The sequence below is a fragment of the Streptomyces sp. NPDC020490 genome, from assembly GCF_044335305.1.
Classification (GTDB): Bacteria; Actinomycetota; Actinomycetes; order Streptomycetales; family Streptomycetaceae; genus Streptomyces.
The window spans coordinates 1-19,303 of the sequence record NZ_JBIRUY010000069.1 but is presented as its reverse complement, the minus strand read 5'-3'; the positions used below and the strand labels follow the sequence as shown (position 1 = coordinate 19,303).

Genomic DNA, 19,303 nt, shown 5'->3' with positions numbered 1-19,303 from the left:
CGCGAACAACGCAGGCTGCGTCCACCCCGTACGACCCAGCCGACCCCCACCCGCATCCGCATCCGCAACCGCATCCGCATCCGCATCCGCATCCGAAGCGAACATCACCTCCCGCACCGAACCCCCCACCAACGGATCCAACACCCCACACACCTCGGCCAAAGCCGAAGCGAACACCGGAAACGCCTCCGCCAACTCCCGCCCCATCCCCGCACGCTGCGCACCCTGACCCGAAAACACCAACCCCAAAGCACCAGCGGAGGCAGGTCGCGGGTCGAGGCCGGACAGTTCGGCGAGGAGCCGGGCGCGGTCCGTTCCGACGGCGGTGGCTGTGTGGTCGAGCGCGGCTCGGCCGGTGGCGAGGGTGTAGGCCACGTCGAGGGGGTCGAGGGCCGGGTGCCGTTCGAGGTGGGCGCGCAGCCGTTCGGCCTGTGCGGTCACGGCCTCGGGGGTACGGCCCGACAGCAGCCAGGGCAGAACGGGTACGGCGGCGGACCGCGGCGGCTCGGCGGGGGTCTCGGCCGGTGCCTCCTCGACGATGACATGGGCGTTGGTGCCGCCGAAGCCGAACGACGACACGCCGGCCCGGCGCTGCCGGCCCGCACGCGGCCACGCCCGCGCCTCGGTCAGCAGCTCCACCGCACCGCTCGACCAGTCCACGTGGGGTGACGGCTCCTCGGCGTGCAGCGTCCTCGGCATCACCCCGTGCCGCATCGCCTGCACCATCTTGATGACCCCGCCCACCCCGGCAGCGGCCTGCGCATGCCCGATGTTCGACTTCAACGAACCCAGATACAGCGGACGTTCACGGTCCTGGCCGTACGTCGCCAGGAGTGCCTGCGCCTCGATCGGGTCACCCAGCCGGGTCCCCGTACCGTGCGCCTCCACCACGTCCACATCCGCCGGGGCGAGCTGCGCGCTGCTCAGGGCCTGCCGGATCACCCGCTCCTGCGACGGACCGTTCGGCGCCGTGAGCCCATTGCTCGCCCCGTCCTGGTTCACCGCGCTCCCCCGCACCACCGCGAGCACCCGGTGCCCGTTGCGGCGCGCGTCCGACAACCGCTCCACCACCAACAGCCCCACCCCCTCGGCCCAGCCGACGCCGTCCGCTCCGGACCCGAAGGACTTGCAGCGTCCGTCGGGAGCGAGGCCGCGCAGCCGGGAGAACTCCACGAAGGCGACCGGCGTGGACATCACCGTGGCGCCACCGGCCAGGGCGAGGTCGCACTCGCCGCCCCGCAGCGCGTTCGCCGCCAGGTGCAGCGCGACCAGGGACGAGGAGCACGCGGTGTCCACGGCGACGGCAGGGCCCTCGAGGCCGTACGTGTACGACAGCCGGCCGGCGGCGATGCTGCCCGCGCTGCCGCTGAACAGATAGCCCTCGACGTCCTCGGCCGGCAGGTCGGAGCGGGATCCGTAGTCGCTGTACATGAGCCCGGTGAACACGCCGGTGCGCGAGCCGCGCAGGTCGGCGGGGTCGATCGCGGCGTGTTCGAAGGCCTCCCAGGCGGTCTCCAGCAGCAGGCGCTGCTGCGGGTCGATCGCGACGGCCTCGCGGGACGACATACCGAAGAACTCCGGCTCGAACCGGTCGGCGTCGTACAGGAATCCGCCCTCGCGGCCGTAGCTGGTGCCGGGGTGGTCGGGGTCGGGGTCGTACAGGGTGTCCAGGTCCCAGCCGCGGTTGTCCGGGAACGCGGAGACGGCGTCCGTGCCGTCCGCCACGAGCCGCCACAGGTCGTCGGGCGAGGCCACGCCGCCGGGGTAGCGGCAGGCCATGCCGACGATCGCGATCGGCTCGTGTCGCCTGTCCTCGATCTCGCGCAGCTGCCGGCGCGCCTCGCGGGCGTCGGCGACGGCCTTCTTCAGATAGTCGCGGAGCTTGTCCTCGCCCGCCATGTCTGTCAACTCCCGTATGTCGTGGATGGGTTCGCGGGGAGCACCGGGGGTGCTCAGTCGAGTTCGTCGACGAGGGCGAAGAGTTCCTCGTCCGTGGCCGATGCCAGATCGTCGTCGGAGGTGCCGGCGGACGGTCCGGCGGCCGCGTCGGCGGCGGCGAGGAGCGCGCGCAGCCGCCCGGTGATCCGGTCGCGGGTGTCGGGGTCCGCGGCGGCGGACTCGATCGCGCCCTTGAGCCGGGACAGCTCGTCGAGCACCGGCGCGTCCGGGGTCCGTTCCCCGACGACGAGCTGTCCGGCGAGGTAGGCGGCGACGGCCCGGGGCGTGGGGTGGTCGTAGACCAGCGTGGTGGGCAGCCGCAGACCGGTCTCCTTGCCGAGCTGGTTGCGCAGTTCGACGGCGGTCAGCGAGTCGAAGCCGAGTTCCTGCACGGGACGGTCCGCCTCGATCGCGGTGGGGTCGGCGTGCCCGAGCACGGCGGCCACGCGGGCGCGTACGAGGTCGGTGAGCAGCCGGTCACGTTCGTCGGCGGCGAGGGGGGCGAGCCGTTCGGCCAGTGTCGGGCCGCTCTGCCGGCCACCGGTGGTGTGGGCCCGTTGCCTGCGGGCGGGGCCGCGGACCAGGCCGCGCAGCACGGCCGGGACCTGGTCGCCGCTCTGCTCGCGCAGGGCGCGTACGTCGAGCCGGGTGACGGCGAGGACGCTCTCGCCGGCGGCGGGCGCGGCGTCGAGCAGGGCCAGGGCGTCGTCGGTGGCCAGCGGCAGCAGCCCGGAGCGGGCGAGGCGGCGCAGGTCGGTGTCCGCGAGGTGCCCGCTGATGGCGCTGGACTGCTCCCACAGGCCCCAGGCGAGGGACAGCGCGGGCAGCCCGTGGGCACGCCGGTGGGCGGCGAGGGCGTCCAGGAAGGCGTTGCCCGCCGCGTAGTTGCCCTGCCCCGCCGTACCGAGCAGACCGGCGACGGAGGAGTAGAGGACGAAGGCACTCAGGTCCAGGCCGCGGGTGAGGTCGTGCAACTGCCAGGCGGCGTCGGCCTTCGGCCGCAGCACCGACTCCAGCCGCTCACCGGTCAGCCCCTCCACCGTCGCGTCGTCCAGCACACCCGCCGTGTGCACCACGGCCGACAGCCGGTCACCGACCCGGCCCACCAGCCCGGCCACCTGCTCCCGATCAGCCACATCACAGGCCTCGACACGCACCGAAGCCCCCAACCCCGCCAACTCGTCACGAAGCTCGGCCGCACCCGGAGCATCCGGACCACGCCGGCTCACCAGCACCAGCTCCCGCACCCCGTGCACCCGCACCAGATGCCGGGCCAGGACGGCGCCCAGCGTGCCGGTGGCACCCGTGACGAGCACGGCGCCGTCGCCCCACGCCGGTGCGGGTTCCTCCGTCGTGGGCCTGATCCGCGCCAGTCGCGGCACCAGCACCTCGGCGTCGCGCTGGGCGAGTTGCGGCTCTCCGCTCGCCACCAGGGCGGGCAGCACGGCGCCGAGCCGCTGAAGGTCGTCGGTGTCGACGAGCTGGATCCGGCCGGGGTGTTCGGACTGTGCCGAGCGCAGCAGGCCCCACACGGGGGCGTGGACCAGGTCGGTCACGTCCTCCCGCGGTACGGCGGCCACGGCGCGGCAGGTGACCGCCACCAGCCGGGTGCCGGCGAGCCGTTCGTCGGACAGCCACGCCTGGACGTCCGCGAGCACGGCCCGTAGCGCTGCGGCGGCCTTCCGCGGCACGTCAGCCGACTCGACGCCGGTGGGCGCGGTGCGGGGCAGCAGCAGGACGTCCGGCGCGGGTGCGCCGTCGTCCAGGGCGCGTTGCAGGGCGGCGAGGTCGGCGTACCCGGTCAGGGAGCGGCCTGCGGCACCGAGCAGGTCGGGGGTGCCGAGCACCGCCCAGCCGTCGGCCGTGCCGTCCGTCGCCGGGGCGGGCAGCGGGGCCCAGTCGACCCGGAGCAGCCCGTCGGCCCGGGGTACGGCCGCGGTGAGCGCGTCGGCGGTGAGCGGGCGCAGGGTCAGTTCCCCGACGGTGGCGATCGGGGTTCCGGTGTCGTCGGCGACGGTCAGCGCGACGGCCGGTGTGCCGCCGGTGCGGCGGGTGAGCCGCACCCTCAGGGAGGTGGCGCCGGTGGCCCGGACCTGGACGTCGGTCCAGGAGAAGGGCAGCAGCGGTGGTCCGTCCTCGCCCGCCACACCGGGCAGCAGGGCGTGCAGGGCGGCGTCGAGCAGGGCCGGATGTACGGCGAACCGGCCCGCGTGGGCGTGCTGTTCGGCGTCGAGCGCGACCTCCGCGTAGAGGTCGTCGCCCGCGGTCCACAGGCGGCGCAGGTTGCGGAAGGCGGGCCCGTAGGCGTAGCTCTGTGCGGCGAGCCGGTCGTAGGCGCCGGTGAGGTCGGTCTCCGTCGCGCCGGGCGGGGGCCAGGCGGTGAGGGCGGAGCCGGGGGCCTGGGGATCGTCGGGGTGCAGGGTGCCCTGGGCGTGCAGGGTCCAGTCGTCGGCCAGGTCGTTCTCGGGGCGGGAGTGGATCTGCAGGGGCCGGGTGCCGGTGGCGTCGGCGGGGCCGACGGTCACCTGGAGCTGGACGCCGCCGCGTTCGGGGAGGGTGAGGGGCGCCGCGAGGGTGAGGTCGCCGACCGTGGCGGCGCCGGTGCGCTCGCCGGCGGCGAGGGCGATCTCCAGCAGTCCGGTGCCGGGCACGAGGACCCGGCCCGCGACGGCGTGGTCGGCCAGCCAGGGGTGGGTGTGCGGGGAGAGACGCCCGGTGAAGACGCGTTCGTCGCGGTCGGCGAGGGGCACCTCGGCGCCGAGCAGCGGGTGGCCGGCCGCCGTCAGTCCGAATCCGGCCGCGTCACCGACGGTGGCCGGGGCGTCCAGCCAGTACCGCTGCCGCTGGAAGGGGTACGCGGGCAGCGGGGCGGGCCGGGCGTCCGGGAACACGGTGTCCCAGCGCAGCCGGGCGCCGCGTGCGCCGAGCAGGCCGAGCGCCGAGATGAACGTCCGCGGCTCGGAGCGGCCCCGGCGCAGGGCGGCGGTCACAGCGCCGGGCTCGCCGCTCAGCGACTGCTGCACCAAGGCGGTCAGGACGCCGTCCGGGCCGAGTTCCAGCCACTCCGTGACCCCGTGCTCCTCCAGCAGCCGTACCCCGTCCAGGAAGCGGACCGTGCCCCGGATGTGCCGTGTCCAGTAGTCGGGCGAGGCCAGTTCCTCGGGTGTGGCGAAGGCGCCGGTGACGTTGGAGACGACCGGGATGCGGGGCTCGTGGTAGGTGAGGTCGGCGGCGACGGAGCGGAACTCCTCCAGCACCTCCTGCATGTGCGGCGAGTGGAAGGCGTGGCTGACCTCCAGGCGCCGGGTCCGCGCTCCGCGCCCCCGGAACAGGCCGGCGATCTCGTCGACGGTTTCGGCGTCGCCGGAGACGACCGTGGAACGGGGCGAGTTGACCGCGGCCACGGCGATCCGGTCGCCGTACGGCGCGATGGCCGTGCGGACCTCGTCCTCGGTGGCCTCGACGGCGGCCATGGCGCCGCCTTCGCGCGCCGCCTGCATCAGCCGGCCGCGCTCGGCGACGAGGACGGCGGCCGACGGCAGGTCCAGCACGCCCGCGAGATGGGCGGCGGTGACCTCGCCGATGGAGTGGCCGAGCAGGTAGTCCGGGGCGAGGCCGTGGTGCTCGGCGAGCCGGAACAGGGCGGTCTCGACGGCGAACAGCGCCGCCTGCGTGAACGCCGTCTGGTCGAGCAGCGCCGAGTCCGCCGAACCCTCGGGTGCGAACAGCACCGACTTCAGCGGCCGGACCAGTTCCCGGTCCAGGTGGGCGGCGACCTCGTCGAGCGCGGCGGCGAACACCGGGGAGGCGGCGTGGAGTTCGCGGCCCATGCCGAGCCGCTGTGCGCCCTGCCCGGTGAGCAGCACGGCGGTTCTGCCGGGCTGTCCGGCCGGGGCGCGCAGGGCGGTGGGGCCTGTCTCGCCGCGGGCCAGGGTGCGCAGCCCGTCGAGGAGTTCGGCGCGGTCGGCGGCGACGACGTACGCCCGCTTGTCGTGCAGGGCACGCGCGGTGGCCAGGGAGTGGCCGATGTCCGCGAGGTCCGCCTCGGGGTGGTCGGTCAGGTGGGCGAGCAGCCGTTCGGCCTGCGCGGCGAGGGCCGGCTCGGTGCGGGCGGACAGCAGCCACGGGGCACCGGTGCCGGGCAGTTCGCGCGCGGGCGCGGGCTTCTCCGGCTCGGGTTCCTCGATGATGACGTGGGCGTTGGTGCCGCTGATGCCGAACGACGACACACCCGCCCGGCGCGGCCGCTCCCCACGCGGCCACGCACGCTCCTCCGTCAGCAGCTCCACCGCACCGCCCGACCAGTCCACCATCGGCGTCGGCTCGTCCACGTGCAGCGTCCTCGGCATCACCCCGTGCCGCATCGCCTGCACCATCTTGATGACCCCGCCCACCCCGGCAGCGGCCTGCGCATGCCCGATGTTCGACTTCAACGAACCCAGATACAGCGGACGTTCACGATCCTGGCCGTACGTCGCCAGGAGTGCCTGCGCCTCGATCGGGTCGCCCAACCGGGTCCCCGTACCGTGCGCCTCCACCACGTCCACATCCGCCGGGCGCAGACGCGCGTCGTGCAGGGCCTGCCGGATCACCCGCTCCTGCGACGGACCGTTCGGCGCCGTGAGCCCATTGCTCGCCCCGTCCTGGTTCACCGCACTGCCCCGCAGCACCGCCAGCACCCGGTGCCCGTTGCGGCGCGCGTCCGACAGCCGCTCCACCAGCAGCAGTCCGACGCCCTCCGACCAGCCGGTGCCGTCGGCCGCGGCGGCGAAGGACTTGGACCGGCCGTCCGGGGCCAGGCCCCGCTGCCGCGAGAACTCGATGAAGACGTGCGGTCCGGCCATCACGGTGACACCGCCGGCCAGGGCGAGGTCGCACTCGCCGCCTCGCAGCGCGTTCGCCGCCAGGTGCAGCGCGACCAGGGACGAGGAGCAGGCGGTGTCCACGGTGACCGCGGGGCCCTCCAGGCCGTACGTGTACGACAGCCGGCCGGACACCACGCTGGAGAGGTTCCCGGCGAGCAGGAAGCCCTCGTACTCCTCGGGACTCGCGGCGAGCCGGGACACGTAGTCGTCGTACATGGCGCCGACGAAGACGCCCGTGCCGGAGCCGCGCAGGCCGGTCGGGTCGATCCCGGCGCTCTCGAAGGTCTCCCACGCGGTCTCCAGCAGCAGCCGGTGCTGCGGGTCCATGGCGGTGGCCTCGCGGGGTGAGATGCCGAAGAACTCGTTGTCGAACAGGTCGGCTTCGTGCAGGAAGCCTCCGTGCCGCACGTAGGAGGTGCCGGTCCGCTCGGGGTCGGGGTCGTAGAGGGCGTCGAGGTCCCAGCCGCGGTTGTCCGGGAAGCCGGAGACGGCGTCCTCGCCCTCGGCCACGAGCCGCCACAGGTCCTCCGGGGAGCCGATCCCGCCCGGGTAGCGGCACGCCATGCCGACGATCGCGACCGGCTCGTCCGCCGCGGCCCGCACCGGCCGGTCCGCGGCGCCGCCGGCGGCGGAACCGGGCAGCCGGGACAGCAGCAGGTTCGCGACGGCCTCGGGCGAGGGGTGGTCGAAGACGACGGTGGCGGGCAGCCGCAGGCCGGTCGCCGCGTTCAGCCGGTTGCGCAGCTCCACGCCGGCGAGCGAGTCGAAGCCGATGTCCTTGAAGGCGCGCCGGGGGTCGAGGCGCTGCGGGTCGGTGTGCCCGAGGACGCCGGCGACCGTGCCGCGCACGAGGTCGAGCACCATCTCCCGGCGTTGCTCCTCGGGGAGCGCGGCCGTGCGCGCGGCCCAGTCGCCGCTGTCGCCGCTCGCTGCCGCGGCCGCGGCGCGCCGTGGCCGGGTGCGGACCAGACCGCGCAGGAGGGCGGCGGGCTCGGCGCCCGCCGCGTGCAGGGCGGGCAGGTCGAGGGCGACGGGAACGCTGAGGGCGGGCGCGCCGGTGAGCGCGGCGTCGAACAGGGCGAGTCCCTGTTCGGGGGTCAGCGGCCGGATGCCGGCCCGGGTCCAGCGGGCCAGGTCGGACTCGGCGAGCGAGGCGCCCATGCCGTGGGTGGCGTCCCACAGGCCCCAGGCGAGGGACAGCGCGGGCAGCCCGTGGGCACGCCGGTGGGCGGCGAGGGCGTCCAGGAAGGCGTTGCCCGCCGCGTAGTTGCCCTGCCCCGCCGTACCGAGCAGACCGGAGACCGAGGAGAACAGGACGAAGGCACTCAGGTCCAGGCCGCGGGTGAGGTCGTGCAACTGCCAGGCGGCGTCGGCCTTCGGCCGCAGCACCGACTCCAGCCGCTCACCGGTCAGCCCCTCCACCGTCGCGTCGTCCAGCACACCCGCCGTGTGCACCACGGCCGACAGCCGGTCACCGACCCGGCCCACCAGCCCGGCCACCTGCTCCCGATCAGCCACATCACAGGCCTCGACACGCACCGAAGCCCCCAACCCCGCCAACTCGTCACGGAGTTCACCCGCACCCGGAGCATCCGGACCACGCCGGCTCACCAGCACCAGCTCCCGCACCCCGTGCACCCGCACCAGATGCCGGGCGAACAGGGCGCCGAGGCCTCCGGTGCCGCCGGTGACCAGGACCGCGCCCGTACCGAGCGGGGCGGCGGCCGGGGCGGTCGCGGTGGTGCCGCGCACCAGGCGGGGTGCGCTGAAAGCGCCCTTGCGCAGCGCGAGTTGGGGCTCGGCGGCGGCCATGGCGGCGGCCGGCAGCGGATCGTCGGCGGGCAGGTCGGTGTCGGTGTCGAGCAGCACGATCCGGCCGGGGTGCTCGGACTGCGCGGACCGCGCGAGGCCCAGGACGGGCGCGGCAGCCAGGCCGGGTACGTCCTCGTCGGGCGCGGTAGCGACCGCGCCACGGGTGACGACGAGCAGCCGTGCGCCATCGAGCCGGGGGTCGGCGAGGAACCGCTGGAGCAGGTCCAGGAAGGCGGTGACCGTCCGGTGCGCGGCGGCCGGCAGTCCGTCGGCTGCGGCCGCGGCGAGGTGCTCGGCACGGACCAGCAGGACGTCCGCCTCCGGGAGGTCGTCGCCCGTGACCTCCGCGACGCGCAGCTCCCCCGCGGTGGGCGTCGGCACCGGGGCCCACCTGACCTCGTACGGTGTGTCGTCGCGGCCTGCGGCGGCGGCTGCCAGGCGGTCCGCGGGGACGGGACGCAGGGACAGGGCGTCCAGGGAGACCACCGGGGCTCCGGCCGGGTCGACGGCCGTCAGCGTGTACCTGTCGGGCCCGGCCGGGGTGATGCGGACCCGCAGCGAGGTCGCGCCGGTGGCGTGGATACGGGTGCCGGTGCACGCGAACGGCAGCCGGATCCCGTCGGTCGCCGTGCCGTCGGCGGCGTGCAGCACCAGCGGATGCAGCAGGGCGTCGAACAGTGCCGGGTGGAGCCCGAACCGTTCGGCCGCCGGGTGCTGTTCGGCGGGCAGCGCGACCTCGGCGAACAGGTCGTCCCCGGACCGCCACAGACCGGTCAGGCACTGGAACGCGGGGCCGTACCCGTAGCCGAGCGCACCGAGGCGGTCGTACACCCCGTCCAGGTCCTCGGCGGTGGCCCCGGCGGGCGGCCACGGGCCGGGCAGGGCCGGGGCGTGGTCGCCGTCGGCCGCGCGGGCGGCGCCGAGGACGCCGGTGGCGTGCCGGGTCCACTCCTCCGGCACGCCGGCGGCGGTCTCCGGCCGGGCGTGGACGGTGAAGCTCCGCTCGCCGGACGGTCCGGGGGCGCCGACAGCGACCTGGACGCGTACCGGGGTGTGCTCCGGCAGCACCAGCGGGGCTTCCAGCGTCAGCTCGTCGACCCGGTCGGCGCCGGTGCGGCCGGCCGCGGCGAGGGCCAGTTCGAGGAAGGCGGTGGCGGGCACCAGGACCGTGCCGCCGATGGCGTGGTCGGCCAGCCAGGGGTGGCTGTCGGTGGAGAACCTGCCGGTGAGCAGTGTGTCGTCCCGCCCGGCGAGGTCGACGGCGGTGTGCAGCAGCGGGTGCCCGGCCGGGTCGAGGCCGAGGGCGCGTGTGTCGGACGGGCCTTCGGGCGCGAGCCAGAAGCGGCTGCGCCGGAAGGCGTACGTCGGCAGGTCGACCCGCCGGCCGCCGGGGTGGAAGGTGGTGCCGTCCAGCGGGGCCCCGTGCGCCCAGGCGCGGGCCAGCCCGGCGGTGAGGGTGTCGGGCTCGGAGTGGCCCGCCCTCATCAGCGGTACGGCCGTGACGTCGTCGCCGAGCGCGGAGCGGGTGAGCGCGGTCAGCACGGGGTCGGGGCCGGCTTCGACGAATACGGTGACGCCCTGCCGGGAGAGGGTGCGGACGGCGTCGAGGAAGCGCACCGGCCGCCGGATCTGGTCCGCCCAGTAGCCGGGCGAGGTCAGCTCCGCCACGGTGGCGACCTCGCCGGTGACGGTCGAGACGAGGGGGATGCGCGGCGCGTGGAAGGTGAGGCTCTCGGCGACCGCGCGGAACTCGTCCAGGACCTGGTCCATGTGCGGCGAGTGGAAGGCGTGGCTGACCTGGAGCCGACGGGTGCGGCGGCCGCGGGCGCGCCAGCTCTCGGCGAGGGCCGTCACGGCGTCCTCGTCGCCGGACACCACCACGGAGGCGGGCCCGTTGACCGCGGCGAGCGCGAGCCGTCCGGTCAGCTCCTCCAGCTCGGGGGTGAGTTCGGCCTCCTCGGCCTCGATCGCGACCATGGCGCCGCCGGTCCGGGCGGACTGCATCAGCCGGCCGCGCGCGGCGACCAGCCGGGCGGCGTCGGGCAGCGTGAGCACGCCGGCCACATGGGCGGCGGTGACCTCACCGATGGAGTGTCCGGCCAGCAGGTCGGGCACCAGGCCGTGGTGTCCGGCGAGCCGGAACAGCGCGGTCTCCACCGCGAACAGCGCCGGCTGGGTGTACGCGGTGGTGTGCAGCAGCGCGGCCAAGGGGCTGTCGTCGTGGGCGAACAGCACGTCGCGCAACGGGTGTTCGAGGTGCGGGTCGAGGGCGGCGCAGGCCTCGTCCAGGGCCGCGGCGAACACGGGCGAGGAAGCGCGCAGTTCGCGGCCCATGCCGAGCCGCTGGGCGCCCTGCCCGGTGAACAGGACCGCGGTGCGGCCCGCACCGGCGGCGCTGCCGCCGATCACGGCGGGCGACGGCTCGCCCGCGGCGAGCGCGTCCAGCGCGGCCGACAGTTCCTCGGGTGTACTGCCGGTGAGCACGGCCCGCTCGGGCAGGGCGGTGCGGGTGGCGGCGAGGGAGTGGCCGATGTCGGCGGGCCGGGCCGGTCCGGCGGACACGTGGACGCGCAGGCGTTCGGCCTGGGCGGAGAGGGCTTCCCGGCTGTGCGCGGACAGCAGCCAGGGACCGGCCGAGTCGGGCGCGTCGGATGCGTCGGGCGCGTCGGGCGCGTCGGGCGCGGACTCCTCCGGCTCGGGTTCCTCGATGATGACGTGGGCGTTGGTGCCGCTGATGCCGAACGACGACACACCCGCCCGGCGCGGCCGCTCCCCACGCGGCCACGCCCGCTCCTCCGTCAGCAGCTCCACCGCACCGCCCGACCAGTCCACCATCGGCGTCGGCTCGTCCACGTGCAGCGTCCTCGGCATCACCCCGTGCCGCATCGCCTGCACCGTCTTGATGACCCCGCCCACCCCGGCAGCGGCCTGCGCATGCCCGATGTTCGACTTCAACGAGCCGAGATACAGAGGCTGTTCACGGTCCTGGCCGTACGTCGCCAGGAGTGCCTGCGCCTCGATCGGGTCGCCCAGCCGGGTCCCCGTACCGTGCGCCTCCACCACGTCCACGTCCGCCGGGCGCAGACGCGCGTCGTGCAGGGCCTGGCGGACGACCCGTTCCTGGGAGGGGCCGTTCGGCGCGGTCAGTCCGTTGCTCGCCCCGTCCTGGTTCACCGCGCTGCCCCGGACCACCGCGAGCACCCGGTGGCCGTTGCGGCGCGCGTCCGACAGCCGCTCGACCACGAGCAGTCCGACGCCCTCCGACCAGGAGGTGCCGTCGGCCGCCGCGGCGAAGGACTTGGACCGGCCGTCCGGGGCCAGACCCCGCTGCCGGGAGAACTCCACGAACATGCCGGGCGAGGACATCACGGTGACGCCGCCGGCCAGGGCGAGGGTGGTCTCGCCGGAGCGCAGGGACCGGATCGCCAGGTGCAGGGCGACGAGCGACGAGGAGCAGGCGGTGTCGACGGTCACGGCCGGGCCGATCAGGCCGAGCTGGTAGGCGATACGGCCGGACAGGACGCTCGGGGTGGTGCCGGTCAGTACATGGCCCTCGACGGTGTCGGGGGCCTCGTGCATCCGGGGCCCGTACTCCAGGGCCGTGGCACCGACGAAGACGCCCGTGCGGGTGCCCTTCAGGGCGGCGGCGTCGAGGCCGGCCCGCTCCACGGCCTCCCAGGCGGTCTCCAGCAGCAGGCGCTGCTGCGGGTCCATGGCGAGGGCCTCGCGGGGCGAGATGCCGAAGAACTCGTTGTCGAAGAGGGGGGCGTCCCGCAGGAAGCCGCCCTCGCGGACGGTGCTGTGGCCGCTCGCGGTGGCGTCGCCGTCGTAGAGGCCGGGGTCCCAGCCGCGGTCGGTGGGGAAGCCGGAGACGGCGTCACCGCCCTCGGCCACGAGCCGCCACAGGTCCTCCGGGGAGCCGATCCCGCCCGGGTAGCGGCACGCCATGCCGACGATCGCGATCGGCTCGTCGGACTCCGCGGCCGGCGGCAGTTCGTCGTCGTCCGGTCCGGTGCCGGTCAGCAGGGTGGCGAGGTGGTCCACGAGGGCGGCCGGGGTGGGGTGGTCGAAGAGGAGACCGCTCGGCAGTCGCAGGCCGGTGGCGGCGGACAGCGCGTTGCGCAGTTCGACCGACATCAGGGAGTCGAAGCCGAGGTCCTTGAAGGTGCTGTGGGCCTCGACCCGGCGCCCGTCGGGGTACTCCAGGACCGCGGCGATCCGGTCCAGGACGAGGGCCGTGGGGTCGGCGCCCGGCAGCGCGGCCGTCTCCGGCCGGGCTGCGGGCTCGGCCGCCGCCGGCGGGACCTCGGCGGGGAGGGCCGAGGTGCGGGCGGTGCCGCCGATCCAGTAGGACTCGCGCTGAAAGGCGTAGGTGGGCAGGGCGACGCGTCGGCCGCCGGCGCCGGCGTGGACGGCCGTCCAGTCGACGTCCGTGCCGCGCACGAACGCCGTGGCGAGCGCCGTGAGCAGGGTGCGCTGCTCGGGCCGGCCGGCCCGCAGCGTGGCCAGCGGCAGCGTCGCCTCGGTGTCCGCCAGGCAGTCGGCGGCCATCGGTGCGCAGACGGCGTCGGGTCCCAGCTCCAGGAGGGTGACCGCGCCCTCGGCGGCCAGGGCGCGTACGGCGTCCAGGAACCGGACCGGGCGACGCACCTGCTCGACCCAGTAGTCGGGGGACGTCCACCGGCCGGGCTCGACCGGGCGGCCGGTCACCGTGGACACGGCCGGGGTACGCGGCTCGTGGAAGGTGAGTGCGGTGACGACGCGGCGGAAGTCCTCCAGCATCGGGGTCATCAGCGGGGAGTGGAAGGCGTGCGAGACGGCCAGCCGGCGGGTGCGGCGGCCGTCGGCGGCGAGCCGCTCCGCGATCCGAGTGACGGGCTCCTCGGTGCCGGACAGCACGACGGACCGGGGCCCGTTGACGGCGGCGACGGCGACCTCGTCCGCGTGCTCCGCGAGCAGCGGCAGCACCTCGTCCTCGGCGGCCTCCACGGCGACCATGGCCCCGCCGGCCGGCAGTCGCTGCATCAGCCGGCCGCGGGCGGCGACCAGCCGGGCGGCGTCCGGCAGGGACAGTACGCCCGCGACGTGCGCGGCGGCGATCTCGCCGATGGAGTGGCCGGCGACCAGGTCGGCGGTCACGCCCCAGGAGGTCAGCAGCCGGTACAGGGCGACTTCGACGGCGAACAGCGCGGGCTGGGTGTACCCGGTGTCGTCCAGGCCGTCGCCGGAGTCGATCACCTCGGCGAGCGGGCGGTCCAGCAGCGGATCGAGTACGGCGCACACCTCGTCGAAGGCGGCGGCGAACTCCGGGAAGGCGGTGCGCAGTTCGCGGCCCATGCCGAGGCGCTGGGCGCCCTGCCCGGTGAACAGCAGCGCGGTCCGGCCGGGCCGGACGGTTCCGGTGACGACGTGGCCGGCGGCGGCACCGGCGCCGAGCGCGTCGAGCCCGGCCAGCATGGCGTCCCGGTCGGCGCCGAGGACGACGGCGCGGTGCGTGAAGACCGTCCGGGTCGCGGCCAGCGACCAGCCGACGTCCTCGGGGCGCGGGGCGCTCTCGCCCTCGACGGCGGCCCGCAGCCGCCGCGCCTGTGCCCGCAGGGCGTCGTCGCCGCGGGCCGAGACCGGCCAGGGCCGCAGCGCGGCTCCGGACCCGGCGGGCTGTCCGGCCGGCTCCCGGTGCGTGGCCGGTGCCTCCTGGAGCACCACGTGGGCGTTGGTGCCGCCCATGCCGAAGGAGGACACGCCCGCGATCAGCGGCCGGTCGGGGGCGGGCCAGGCCGAGAGGTCGCGCTGGACCTCCAGGCCGAGGCCGGCGAGCGGGACGGCCGGGTTCGGCGTCGCGAAGTTGAGGCTCGGCGGCAGGCTGCGGCGGTCGACCGCCAGGACGGTCTTGACCAGGCCCGTGATGCCCGCCGCGCCTTCCAGGTGGCCGATGTTGGTCTTCACCGAGCCGACCCGCAGCGGCGCGGCCCCGGCCCGGTCCCGGCCGAGCACCGCGCCGAGTGCGGCGGCCTCGACCGGGTCGCCGACCGGGGTTCCGGTGCCGTGCAGTTCGACGTACTGCACCTGGGCGGGGTCGATGCCCGCCCGTTCGTACGCCTCGCGCAGCACCTGTTCCTGGGTGGCCCGGCCGGGCACGGTGAGGCCGGGGGTGGAGCCGTCGTTGTTGACGGCGCTGCCGCGGACCACGGCGAGGACCGGGTCGCCGTCGGCGAGGGCGCGGGACAGCGGCTTGAGGACCACGGCGGCGCCGCCCTCGCCGCGGACGAAGCCGTTGGCGCGGGCGTCGAAGGTGTAGGTGGTGCCGTCCGGGGACAGGCCGCCGAACCGCTCCTGCGCGACCGCGGCCTCGGCGAGCAGGTTGAGGTTGACGCCTGCGACGATCGCCGCGTCCGCCTCGCCTGCGCGCAGTGACTCGCAGGCGAGGTGGACGGCGACCAGCGAGGAGGACTGGGCCGAGTCCACGGTGAGGCTGGGGCCCTGGAGCCCGAGATGGTAGGACACCCGGTTGGCGATGACCCCGCGGTTGACCCCGGCCATGGTGTGCTGGGTGACGGCGGCGGCGCCGTGCTGGTAGAGAAGGGCGGCGTAGTCGTCGCGAAGGGTGCCGACGAACACCGCGGTGCGGCTGCCGCGCAGCGTGGCGGGCACGATGCCGCCGTGTTCCAGCGCCTCCCAGGCGAGTTCCAGCACGAGTCGCTGCTGCGGATCCATGGTGACGGCCTCGCGCGGGGCGATGCCGAAGAAGGCGGCGTCGAAGGTGTCGACACGGTCGAGGAAGCCGCCGTGCCGGGTGCCGGGGGCGGCGTCCCCGGGTGCTCCGGGTGCGCTCTCGTCGGTCGCGGACCGCAGCCGGCCCTCGGGGGGTGGCGTGATGGCGTCGGTGCCGGTGCGCAGCAGCTCCCAGAATGCCTCGGGGCCGTCGGCACCGGGCAGGCGGCAGGACAGTCCGACGACCGCTATCGCCTCCGCCTCGCCGCGGGTGAAGGGGGATTCGGACTGGTGCTGATTCGTCATCGTGCTCGACTGCCTTTCCGACGGAATTGCCAAGACCTGCCGGGACTGTCCAGAGCGTGTGGCGCACCGGGCGGGCCGATCGTAGGCAGGGGATTCTCATCCGCCCCTCAGTAATCGCCCTCAATCCAGTAATTCTGTTTACGGCGAGGCCGGTCGATTACCGCACGATGGGCCGGCGCAGAGCAGCACCGCATAGTTTCCGTAGCGGAAATTCCCGGACGCCGACTACCGAGAAGGCAGGTCGACTCTTCCCATGTCCCAGCTGCTGGAGAACCTGGAAAAGCACACCGCGCAATACGTCGAGGCATTCAACGCCGGCGACTTCGAGACCCTGGACGCCTTCTACACGGAAGAGGCAGTGGCGGTCTGGGAGCCCGGAGAGCCGCTCACCGGGCAGGCCCGGCGGGACTACCAGCGGGAGTTCCTCGCCCGCGGGCCGAAGATCTCCACGACGACCCGGCAGTCGTTCGTGACCGGCGACACCGCGCTGCTGATCGTCGACTGGGTCATCGACATGGTCGACGACCAGGGCGCCCCGGAACGGCTGACCGGCACGGGTGTGGACGTCCTGCGGCTCGGCGAGGACGGCATCTGGCGCTACGCGGTGGACGACCCGTACGGCCAGGACTGACCCACCGCGCCCCGCCCACGACGCGCCACGACGCGCCACGGCGCGCCCGGCGCACCCTCACGTCCCTTCCGTTGCACTCATCCCACAGAGAGGCGGGCCGGTCCCATGGCCTTCGACTTCACCACCGACTTCGACCCCGACAACCCCGACCTCACCGACGACACCGAGATACAGAACGAGATCTTCCTGCAGGCGTTCAACTCCGGTGACGGGGAGCTGTTCAACCGCCTGTACCGCGAGGACTCGATCTCCAACTTCTCCGGCGAGCCCCTCACCGGTGCGGCCCGGCTGGCGTTCTTCAAGGAGTTCCTGGCCCCGAAGCCCTCGCTCAAGGCGGAGGTCACGCACGCGTACGTCGCCGGGGACGTCGCCCTGATCGGGGTGAAGTACAGCATCGACACCACCGGTGAGGACGGCGAGCCGGTCCATCTGGAGGGCGTCTGCACCGACGTGCTGCGGCGGGGCGAGGACGGCCGCTGGCTGATGTCGATCGACCGTCCGGTGGCCGCCACCGGCCTGGTGGCGGAGTAGGCGGCATCCCGATGCGCGGTGTGCGTCCGGGAAGGCGGCTTCCCGGAGGCACACCGCCGGGCCCCGGCTCGAACACGCAGTTTTCCTGAACCGTTGAGACGAGGAGCAATACCCATGGCCACCGAAGAAGAACTCGCCTCCGTCCTCGACGGGGTGCGCGCCGCCGTACCGGCCCTGCGCCACAACGGGCAGGAGAGCGAACGCCGCCGCTGGATCGTCGAGGAGAACATCCAACTGCTGGAGAAGGCCGGGGTCTTCCGGGCCGCGGTGCCGAGGAACCACGGCGGGCTCGACCTGGACGCGGGCCGGCAGGCGCGGGTGGTGTCCGAGGTGGCGCGCGGCTGCCCGTCCACGGGCTGGCTGACCATGGTGTGGCTGACCAGCGCCTGGTGCGTCAGCCTCTATCCCGACCGGGCCCAGGAGGAGGTCTTCGCCGGCGGCTCCACCCGGGTGTCGATCGTGTTCGCGCCGACCGGCACGCTGCGGCCGGTGGACGGCGGCTACCGGCTCACCGGCACCTGGCGGTTCAACTCCGGGGTGCGCGGCGCCGACTGGGATCTGCTGGCCGGCGTGGTGGAGCAGCCGGACGGCTCGCACCAGGAGCTGGTCGCGCTCGTGCCGACCGGTGAGCTGACCCTGGACGACGACTGGCAGGTCTCCTCCGGCGCGGGCACCGGCAGCGTCACGGTCACGGCCGACGACCTCTTCGTACCGGCCTACCGCACGGTGCCGCTGGAGGAGGCGATGGTCAGCGCCACCGGCGACCGCGCCAACACCGGTGCGACGGGCCGCAACTACGGCCTGCTGGGCTACATCCTCACCAATGTGGCGGCGGCCCTGACCGGCATCGCCCAGGGCGCGTACGAGCTGTTCCTGGAGCGGGTGCCCGGCCGCGGCATCACCTACACGGACTGGACCGACCAGCGCGAACACCCGGTCACCCAGCAGCAGCTGGCCGTCGCCGCCAACAAGATCGAGGCCGCCCGGGCGCTGAACGAGCGCTGCCTGGAGGTGCTCCAGCGGCGGGCCGACGCCGGCGAGCAGCCCACCGACGAGGAGAAGGCCGTCATCCGGGGCCGCACCGCGTACGCCGGTCAACTGGCCAAGGAGGCCGTCGAGTCGCTGTACGCGGCGAGCGGCGGTTCGGTGATCCGCAACGAGGTGGACCTGCAGCGCTTCCACCGTGACATCCAGGGCTTCTCCCTGCACGCCCTGGTCCAGCTCGGGGCGAACCTGGAGGTGCAGGGCCGGGTGCTGATGGGGCTGGAGCCCGGCACGTACTTCCTCTGACCTTCCTCCGGCCCTCCCGCGATCCGGCGAGGGCCGTCCCGACGGCGGGGACCGACGGCGGGGACCGACGGCGGCGGTCCCCGCGCGGGCGTGCGGTGTCCCCCGCGCCGGCACGCCGTAGGCCCGGACCCCGTTTCCGCGGTCCGGGCCTGTGCCGTCTCCGGGCTACGGCTGCTCCGGCGAGCCGCGCTCCGGGCCGCGGAACAGCTCGATCATGCCGGCGTAGCTGTTGCCGCCGAGGCCGCGGGCGATGGCGCGCTCCATCAGGGCGTGCGCGAAGCGCGGCAGTTCGGCGTCGACGCCCTGCGACCGGCTCTCGTGGAGCAGGTGCGCCGACGCGCCGAAGTGCACCTCCAGCGTCGCGTCCCGAGCCGGGTAGGCGCCGTCCCCGGCGTCGATCTGCCCGGCGTAGTCGGCGGCGAACACCTTGACGGCGTCCACCCACCTGACCGCCCAGGGCAGGAAGTCCGACGCCTTGACGTCGGCGGTGGCCAGCAGGGCGGCGCCGTGCAGGAAGCTGTTCAGGGTGCCCCACATCATGCCGAGCAGCGCCACGTCGTACAGCGGCGCGAGTCCGTGGTCCTCGCCGAGGTGGGTGGTGCCGCCGCCCAGCAGCCGCAGCGCCTCGGCGTGCCGTGCGTAGGCCCGCTCGGGTCCGGCGTAGAGGAACACCGAGTCCTCGGCCCCCACCCCGGCCGGTACGGTCATGATCGCGCCGTCCAGGTAGTCGAAGCCCGCCCGGCGCGCCCAGTCCGCGTTCGCGCGGGCCTCGTCGGAGGAGCCGGAGCTCAGATTGGCCACCACCCGGCCCGCCAAGCGGTCGGTCACCGGGTCCAGTACGGCGTGCAGGACGTCGTTGTCCGACACGCACACGACGATCAGCTCGGCGGCCGTGACCGCCTCGGCCGGTGCGGCGGCGCGCACCGCGCCCCGCGCCACCAGCCCGTCCGCTCTGCCGGCCGAGCGGTTCCACACCGTGGTCGGATGGCCTCCCTCCAGGAACGCGGTGGCCAGCGCGTGGCCCATCAGCCCCAGACCGATGACGGTCACCGGTGCACGATCCTTGTCCGCCATGAAGACTCCGTTTCCCCGACATGGAAAATGCGCCGGGTCATCAAAACAAGGAGCCGTTTCCAACTTGGCTGAGCGGCTGACCAGTTGGCGTGGGGGTGATGTTCCGGAAGAGGTGAAGCTCCTGGTAGATGGGTTGTCGACCAAG

5 protein-coding genes and 1 pseudogene are annotated in these 19,303 nt (G+C 74.6%); 3 read left to right on the top strand and 3 right to left on the bottom strand.

The genetic code is table 11. The annotated features are described in order from the left end of the window. Together ACH4ZX_RS39255 and ACH4ZX_RS39250 are read right to left on the bottom strand one after the other, a co-directional pair. Nucleotides 1-1,890, bottom strand: a pseudogene (locus tag ACH4ZX_RS39255) (type I polyketide synthase); the annotation flags it as partial. A gap of 62 nt (nucleotides 1,891-1,952) precedes the next feature. Further along, on the bottom strand, nucleotides 1,953-15,632 hold the full coding sequence (locus tag ACH4ZX_RS39250; RefSeq protein WP_398283554.1) for an SDR family NAD(P)-dependent oxidoreductase: 13,680 nt from the start codon (nucleotides 15,630-15,632) through the stop codon (nucleotides 1,953-1,955). Between the two features lie 253 nt (nucleotides 15,633-15,885). On the opposite strand from ACH4ZX_RS39250, the gene ACH4ZX_RS39245 reads away from it, so the two are divergent. The 3 genes from ACH4ZX_RS39245 to ACH4ZX_RS39235 all read left to right on the top strand — a co-directional run bounded on the left by ACH4ZX_RS39245 (nucleotide 15,886) and on the right by ACH4ZX_RS39235 (nucleotide 18,084). Further along, a complete protein-coding gene (locus ACH4ZX_RS39245; protein ID WP_398283552.1) occupies nucleotides 15,886-16,263 on the top strand; it encodes a YybH family protein in 378 nt (125 codons plus the stop codon). Nucleotides 16,264-16,368: 105 nt separating this feature from the next. Beyond that, nucleotides 16,369-16,794, top strand: coding sequence for a YybH family protein (locus tag ACH4ZX_RS39240; protein WP_398283550.1), 426 nt, complete (start codon nucleotides 16,369-16,371; stop codon nucleotides 16,792-16,794). Nucleotides 16,795-16,908: 114 nt separating this feature from the next. After that, nucleotides 16,909-18,084: an acyl-CoA dehydrogenase family protein gene (locus ACH4ZX_RS39235; protein ID WP_398283548.1), complete on the top strand. Its 1,176-nt coding sequence runs from the start codon at nucleotides 16,909-16,911 to the stop codon at nucleotides 18,082-18,084. 165 nt (nucleotides 18,085-18,249) lie between these two features. Here ACH4ZX_RS39235 and ACH4ZX_RS39230 read toward each other — a convergent pair whose 3' ends face one another. Further along, nucleotides 18,250-19,158: an NAD(P)-dependent oxidoreductase gene (locus ACH4ZX_RS39230; RefSeq protein WP_398283546.1), complete on the bottom strand. Its 909-nt coding sequence runs from the start codon at nucleotides 19,156-19,158 to the stop codon at nucleotides 18,250-18,252. Between the last annotated feature and the right edge of the window lie 145 nt (nucleotides 19,159-19,303).